The organism is Psychrobacter sp. AOP7-B1-24 (assembly GCF_052376215.1).
In the GTDB taxonomy this organism is placed as follows: Bacteria; Pseudomonadota; Gammaproteobacteria; order Pseudomonadales; family Moraxellaceae; genus Psychrobacter.
Window position 1 is genome coordinate 1 of sequence record NZ_JBQSVL010000101.1, and the last position, 7,649, is coordinate 7,649.

The following is a 7,649-nucleotide window of genomic DNA, read 5'->3' on the forward strand; positions in this document are numbered from 1 at the left end:
AGGTGTTAAAAATCAATTACTAACTCAAAATGAAAGCATCGCTGTGTATGCTGTTTCAGACAAGTGCAAAGCTTTGGTTGGCGAACTAATGGTGCACAAAAATAATGTCACTTATAAAGCGGATCTTGTATTTGTAGATGTGACTTCTTCATCAAACTCTAACGTTAACTCTGCAAGCGATATTGAATACTATTTAAAGTTTTTATCATTTAATCAAGCTTTAATAAGAGCGGAAAAGGTAGTACAGTCGACTTTTAAGCTACATCTAATCAGTCAACCGAAAGTTCTAAGTTTCTTGGCAACCTATAGAGCTGGGGTTGCTGGAATTCAAAAAAAGGATCCAAGTCTAAATGCTCGTGATGCTCTGAATAAATTCCTTGATATCATTAAAAAAGAATTTATAGACATTTACGAATCTTACGGTAAACACATTCATACCGACGCAAATGGTAATAGAATTAAACTAAATGATGCGAAAAACCCAAAGACTTTTATCTTTAATACAGACTTAGAGGCTGGAAGAATAAACGGTTTTGCTCCAGGTGATGTAGTAGGAGGTAAATTCCAATGGGGCAATATTATTATAATTTTTAAGCAAGCTAATACAAACAAAGATACATTGGTTCACGAAATAGGTCATAGCTTAACACTCCGCCATGTCTTTGACTCTAAAGCTCCATATCGATTTTATCAAGGTTATAGCAATAAGGTAATGGACTACACTTGGTATCGTGGAAAAAGGAATGCTAAGAATAAAAACAAACGAATTTTGTTTCCAAGATATCAGTGGTATAAAATGCAGAATGACACAAGCACCTATAAGTTATAAGGGTTTTTATGAAAATTTTATTATTAGTACCTATGTTAAGTATTTTATTGATATCTTGTGACGCCTTTTCAACAAACGATAATACTAAGGACGAAAATACTGATAACTTAAAGCATATTATAGAAGAAGAAAAAATAAAGGAAGATGCTTTGAGAGTAATCGAAGCAGATATAGTTATATCAGAACCTTCAGTTGACTGGGAGCCAAGAATAATAAAAACACCAGTTAGTCAACCACATAAGCCCTTTTATTTTCCCGAATCGAGGGCTCAAGAAATAAAGAATTATTTATACAGAGAAATTGATAGCAACTTAATTAAAGGAAAGCAATTAGATGAAAATAAATATCTATTTCGAGGATATATCCAATATATAGATGGCATTGATTTTGATTACTCTTTCATTAAAGATACAGAAGGGTACTTTGGTAAAACATATACATTATCTAGTGACTATAAATCAAATGAAGAATTTAGTAAATTACATATGAATTTAATATACAAAATGTTAGAGATAAGTAGTATAGAAAATCCTCAACAATTCTTTCAAGAGTTAATAAATAGCCCTAAAATTACAAAATACACAGGATGTACTGTGCAACTTAAACAAGCTAAATACGGTGTGATAGATCTTACCTCTTGCGAAGAAGATGATGCAACAGTACTAGCTTTATATAATCCAGAATTAGAATAAAAATAATTGTTAAGTAGCTTCAAGGCATCAGCGCCACTACCAATGCCCAAATCAGTATCAAATCTGGCGAAGCACTTGTTCTATCAACTCAGCCGCAGACCCACGCGCAAGTCCAAGAGCACAATTATCAACAGCATACCCCGACCCTCACCCAAACTGGTCTTGGCGGACAGCACCTAGCGGCGCGTTTAACGCAGTTAGCAACGGGACTGGGACGTCAGGTCAATGACCATAAAGCGATTAAGACGCAGTTAGAAACTATCGCAGAGGAGCAGCAAACCAAAACCCATCAACAAGCGCCCTATACGCTGATCGATGGCGCTGCTGATACGAGCTATGTCAGTGACGAGACGCTGATTCAACGATCTATGGGTGAGATGATAACGACCTCTCAGCAAGATATGATGGTGAGTAGTGGTGATGGGCATCATCAGGTCAGTAGTGAGTCTTTGGCAGTGGTTGCTGATGGTCAGTTCAGTATGACCAATGGTAAAGACAATATTATGCTGTCAGCGCATACAGGGAAGCTTGAAGCGACAGCAAAGCAAGATGTGAATATGTCATCTTCGACCAAGGAAGTTGAAGTGGTAGCAACGAATAAGATTACGCTGACGGCGGGCGGTGCAAGTATCACATTAGATGGCGGTGATATTACGATTGCGGCGATGCAGTTTACGGAAAAGGCTGGTAAGCATAGTCGCGATGGTGGCGGGATGGATGGACAGGGACTGGCGGGGTTGCCGACTACTCCGACGGCGTATCGCTTGCGGTTTCATCTAAAGAACGATGATGAAGTTCCTTATAGCTACACGCCGTACATAATAACTAATGAAAATACAGATGAAAAATTTGAAGGGATAACGGATAACGACGGTCATACTGAGACTTACTATTCTAGTACTCCTGATGGTTTTAATGTTCATCTACAGATTGAGGGCATAAAATATGGCGAATAATTTACCAACTAGCGGAGGTAGGGCGTCAAACGGTAAAGACTATACGGTTGAATGTACGATATCTGATGTCGCACCGTTTACTGTACATTTTAGACAGCCAAAAGATATGGCTGGACGCTATGGGTTTGATTACCCAAGAGATGCTGATAGGTATCCTATAGAAGAGGTTACTAAAAAGCTTAGTAAAAAGATGGTCTACACGCGGGAAAAGTTGTACAAAGACTCTATAGCGAAATTTAATAATATTTACTTGCAAAGTGCTAAGCTGTCTAAACAATTAAAAAGTAAAGACTATCTACCTGCTTGGCTAGTCATATTTCCAGATACGACCACTGCGAAATATAAAGGTGGCTCAGATATGCACTCTCATGGTATCCAACTTGACTTAGAACTACAGCAATTGATTGGCAACACCTCATCATTGAGCGCAAGTAAGTTTAAAACGTTGAGGTTTGAATCGTCAGCTCCTGAGAAGTTGACCATTTCCCCTAAAACTATACCAATAGCTAAGATTCTCGCCAAAGGTCGTACAGTAACAACTGTAAATGATACTAAAGGTAAAACCAGAAACGATTATATTAGTAAAAGAGCTGTATTAATTAGGGGTGTTAAAAATGAATTATTGAAAGAACACGTAAGTATTGCTGTTTACGCTGTTTCAAATAGTTGCGAAGCTCTCGTTGGTGAGTTAATGGTGCATAAAAACAATATTACTTACAAAGCAGATTTAGTCTTTGTAGATGTAACTTCTTCATCAGGACAAAATATTAAAAAATCGAATGATTTTCAAAATTATTTAAAATTAAAGTCTTTTAATCAAGCTTTAATAAGAGCGGAACCAGTAGCAGAAACAAAGCTCGACTTAAATAAACTATCAAAAAATAAAAATAATAAAAGAGTTCTTAAATTTTTATTAAATATTAAAGCCGGTGTTCCTAAGGTACCAAATGCTAGCAAGTTAACATCTGAGCAACGCGAAAAGGCAGAGTCTGCAGCTCGCTCAAAATTTATGAATATGATTAAAGAAGAGCTTTCAGCAATTTTCATAAATCATGGCGACCAAGCTCCTATTGGTTTGACTGGTCGCAAAATCAAGTTAAACGACCCTTATAATCTTAGAACTTTTATTTTTTATTTAGATTTTAATATCAGTCGAATTAATGGGTTTGCCCCTGGAGACAAATTATCAAGCGGTAAGTTTAGGTGGGGGAACATTGTTATAATCTTCGCACAAGCAGCTACCAATAACGATACACTTGTTCATGAAATAGGTCATAGTTTAACGCTACGCCATGTATTTGATTCCAAGGCTCCATATACCTTTCATCAAGGTTTCAGTGATAAAGTAATGGACTATACTTGGCAAGCCATTAGTAAAAGAGCAAATAGCAATAAGCGTATGTCATTTACTAGATATCAATGGTATAAAATGCAAAAAGATACAAGTATTTATAGAATATAAAGGAAGAATTATGAAATTATTAAGATTTTCTATTATTACCTTATTATCAAGTTTTTCACTAATAGCTTGTGATAATAAGTTAACTGAACTCAAAGACATAGAGCAAAATCAAAGTACTGACAACCCCGTCTCAAATACAGATAACGGATTAACCAGTCAACAGTATCCAGCAATAGATGGAGATATAGATGAAATAGAAAATGATTTTTCAGTTGATTTGGAACCAAGAGTAACAAGTACGCCGGCAAAGCAATCCCAGACACGCTTTTCTTTGCCACAATTAAATACAGAGAAGTTAAAGACCTCATTCTATGATGATATGCAAGTTGAAAAAATTGAGGGAGAAAATATAAATGAAGACCTTAATAGTTTTTATGGTTTAGTTCAATATTCCGATGATACTTTTATTCATTATTCTTTTGAGAAAGAAAAGGATCAATATTTTGGCAAACTATTTTACGTAGCAGTACCTCAAAAACCTACTGAAGCTTTTAGTAATTTTCAGAAAAACATTATCTATAAGATGATAGATGTAAGTGGTGCAGATAATCCTCCTCAGTTCTTCCAAGAATTGTTAGATAGTCCAAAGATTACAAAGTATACAGAATGTGTTGTGCAGCAGAAACAATCTAAATACGTTATGGTAGAGATGACCTTTTGCGAAGATGATGACAGAACTGATATATCTTTATATAATCCTAAGTCTTAGAACAAGATCCCATCATTCCAAACTATCCAAGCAGTAATTAAAATGGTTCATTTGACCACTTGATCATAGATAAGACTAATTTGGACTGCTTTTACTTCAAACCATTTTCGGGTAGCTTTTTATACTTATACATAAGTAACAATGACATCACCACCATCATCCCCTATATCACATTCATAACTAAACCTAAAACACAGCTATTTTATCAAGTGAAAAACGATATTAAGTTAAAAGATACTGATATCTACTTTTCTTATGTTCGCTTTAATGGTTTGCTCTTTGAGCTGTGGGGGCGAAATACTACTCATGAACTTGAACACTGTAGGTTTGATATGTTGAGTAGCCTAAAAATTCATTAGTTGTATTTTTTACATAACAAAGGACGTTGTAACTGTGGATAATTTATTATGAAAAATTTGATTTTATTAGCCTCCACGCTTATCTTTTGTGGCTGCACCATAGATGATACAAAACTAAACATTAATCACTCATTGGACGCAAACCAAGTTTTGAGTGTAGAAAAAAATAGCCCTGAGACCACATCAAACGATAAGTCAATATATCTATACAACTCCCCATTGGATCCATCCATAATAGATGATTATGATTTCAAACCTTTTGAGTCTGAAGGTAAATGGGGCTATAAGTACCATGGAAAAGTTGTCATTGCACCTGAGTACTCATTTGCAGGAAGTTTTGCTGAAGGTTATTCTAGAGTGCAAAAAAATGGTAAATGGGGCTATATAGATCGTCAAGGAAACGTCATTGTAGATTTTTTATATGAACGATCCTCTCACTTTTATGAAGGATTGGCAGACGTTCAATTAAATAATAAATGGGGGCTAATAAATACAAAAGGTGAAGTTCTACTGCCTTTTGAGTATGAAAATATAGATATGTTCAATGAAGGGTTTGCCTCAGTACAAAGAAATGGTAAGCGCGGCTTTATCAACGAGCAGTTTGTAGAAGTGATTGAGTGTCAATATGATGAAGGCTATGATTTTAACGAAGGTTTAGCGAATGTTGAACTAAATAACAAATGGGGATTTATTAATAAAAAAGGTGAAGTCGTTATTCCATTTATATATGATGACACTGATAGATTCAGAGATGGAGAAGCTCAGGTTATCAAAGATGATGAAACGTTTTTGATAAATATGAAAGGAGAACGTCTAAATAAGCCAGTCACTACTGATTATTTATATCAGCTTGAATAATAAAAGTTTTGACCCCTGCCTTTAAATCCGTACAGATAAACTTAACTCTTTTAACAGGCTTAACAATTAATTAGGTGTATTTCGTGGTTAAACTTATTTTTGTAGCAATGTCACTCTCATTAGCAAGCTGTACAAGCTTAAGTACTCCAAAAGTCATGGCTAGTGAGCCAGCACTACTGCAAGCTAATGAACAGACAATAATAAATGAACCTATAAAGCCAGATAAACCAATAATATGTTATGAACCATCAGAATACGATAGCCTACCTGCATTACCTGAAATAGATGTATTGAGAGAGACTCCTATTGATGTCTTACCGAAAGAGCTGTTTATTGAAAGGTTAGAAGCCTCTTCTTTGTGGAGTAAAGTAAGCCACGTTAACTCTTTCAAAAGTGATTTTTCGTTAAGCGAGATAAATGGCTTTCTTCAAATCCAAGGTGATGGTAGTTTTTCGAAGTCAGAAAAAATAACTAAAATTGCTTATTCACCTTTAAACGTAAAACAAAGAAACAAGTATGGACATCAGCTATTGGATCAAGAAAAAAGTGCTATGACAGAAATTATCAATATAGTCATTAATGATCACGATAAAGCTGCTGCAATACTGAATCAGCTTTATCAGCAATATTCAGTCAAAGTAGAAAACAACGAAATCCTAAGTGACAATGAAACCTTACATACTTATATTCGTTATAACAATATATTGTTTGAGCTTTGGGGCATGAACCGAACCAGTCATTATATCAAAGAGTGCAACTTGGCTATGTTAACAGGCTTGACAATTAATTAGGTGTGTTTCGTGGTTAAACTTATTTTTATAGCAATGTCACTGTCATTAGCAAGTTGTACAACCGCAAGTATTTCAAAAGTCATGGCTAGTGAGCCAGCACTACTGCAAGATGGTGAACAGGCAATAATAAATGAACCTGTCAATAATAACAAACCAGTAATATGCTATGAACCACCCGAATATGATAATCCACCGGAACTGCCTGATACAGGAGTGCGCAGAGAGACTCCTATTGATGTCATACCGAAAGAGCTATTTATCGAAAGATTGGAAGCATCTCCTTTATGGGAAAAAGTAAGTTATTCTAATCACTTTGAACGTGATTTTTTACTGGAGAAAGTTAACGGTTTTCTTCAAATCCAAGGTGATGGTGGTTTTTCGAAATCAGAAAGCATAACTAACATTGCTTACTTTCCCTTAGATATTGATGAAAGAAATAAATATGGACATCAACTATTGGATCAAGAAAATTTTGCTATGACGGAGATTATTGATTTAGTGATTGATGATCATGATAAAGCTGCTGCAATACTAGATCAGCTTTATCAGCAATATATGGCTAAAGTTAGGAGTAATGAAATGTTGAGTGATAATGAAACTATACATACTTATATTCGCCATGACGGTGTCTTATTTGAACTTTGGGGTGCAAATAGAACTAAATATGATATAGCAGAATGTAACCTAAAAATGTTAATGACGCTGACAATCAGTTAACAATTGAACATGATTAAGCTTAACTCCTACTGTCAAATCCGTAGATATAATCTTGGTGACAAACCTGTCACCAAGATTATATCTACACAGGTAAAGGTGACACAGACCCTATCGCTAGTAACGATAATGAAGAAGGGCGAACCCGTAACCGCCGTATTGAGTTTACGCTCGCCGAATAACATTACCTTTGAATGATATTGCCCTAAGAATAGGAACACTACCATGTTACGCTTGACCAACACCGTGCTGCCCATGCACCCTGACAGGCTATATGCC

General features: G+C 35.5%; 9 protein-coding genes. 8 read left to right on the forward strand and 1 reads right to left on the reverse strand.

What is annotated here, in order from left to right:
• From ACT3QP_RS13485 to ACT3QP_RS13520, 8 genes are all read left to right on the forward strand, one after another.
• Nucleotides 1-829: hypothetical protein (locus ACT3QP_RS13485; RefSeq protein WP_444525859.1), on the forward strand; the 829-nt coding region annotated here is incomplete at its 5' end.
• 8 nt (nt 830-837) lie between these two features.
• On the forward strand, nt 838-1,521 hold the full coding sequence (locus ACT3QP_RS13490) for a hypothetical protein (RefSeq protein WP_192520984.1): 684 nt from the start codon (nt 838-840) through the stop codon (nt 1,519-1,521).
• A gap of 260 nt (nt 1,522-1,781) precedes the next feature.
• Entirely contained in the window at nt 1,782-2,477 is a 696-nt protein-coding gene (locus ACT3QP_RS13495) for a DUF2345 domain-containing protein (RefSeq protein ID WP_444525864.1), read from the forward strand.
• Entirely contained in the window at nt 2,467-3,939 is a 1,473-nt protein-coding gene (locus ACT3QP_RS13500) for a hypothetical protein (protein ID WP_444525860.1), read from the forward strand. The genes ACT3QP_RS13495 and ACT3QP_RS13500 overlap by 11 nt, the downstream gene beginning before the upstream one ends.
• 10 nt (nt 3,940-3,949) lie before the next feature.
• Complete coding sequence (locus ACT3QP_RS13505; protein WP_192520673.1) at nt 3,950-4,648, forward strand: hypothetical protein; 699 nt, start codon at nt 3,950-3,952, stop codon at nt 4,646-4,648.
• A gap of 407 nt (nt 4,649-5,055) precedes the next feature.
• Nucleotides 5,056-5,865: a WG repeat-containing protein gene (locus ACT3QP_RS13510; RefSeq protein ID WP_444525861.1), complete on the forward strand. Its 810-nt coding sequence runs from the start codon at nt 5,056-5,058 to the stop codon at nt 5,863-5,865.
• 83 nt (nt 5,866-5,948) lie between these two features.
• Nucleotides 5,949-6,656, forward strand: a complete 708-nt coding sequence (locus ACT3QP_RS13515) for a hypothetical protein (RefSeq protein ID WP_444525862.1) — start codon at nt 5,949-5,951, stop codon at nt 6,654-6,656.
• A 9-nt stretch (nt 6,657-6,665) separates the two neighbouring features.
• Nucleotides 6,666-7,373, forward strand: a complete 708-nt coding sequence (locus ACT3QP_RS13520; RefSeq protein ID WP_192520677.1) for a hypothetical protein — start codon at nt 6,666-6,668, stop codon at nt 7,371-7,373.
• A 32-nt stretch (nt 7,374-7,405) separates the two neighbouring features.
• Here the strand turns inward: ACT3QP_RS13520 and ACT3QP_RS13525 are convergent.
• Nucleotides 7,406-7,649, reverse strand: a 244-nt coding sequence (locus tag ACT3QP_RS13525) for a hypothetical protein (protein WP_444525863.1), incomplete at its 5' end; no start/stop codon positions are given.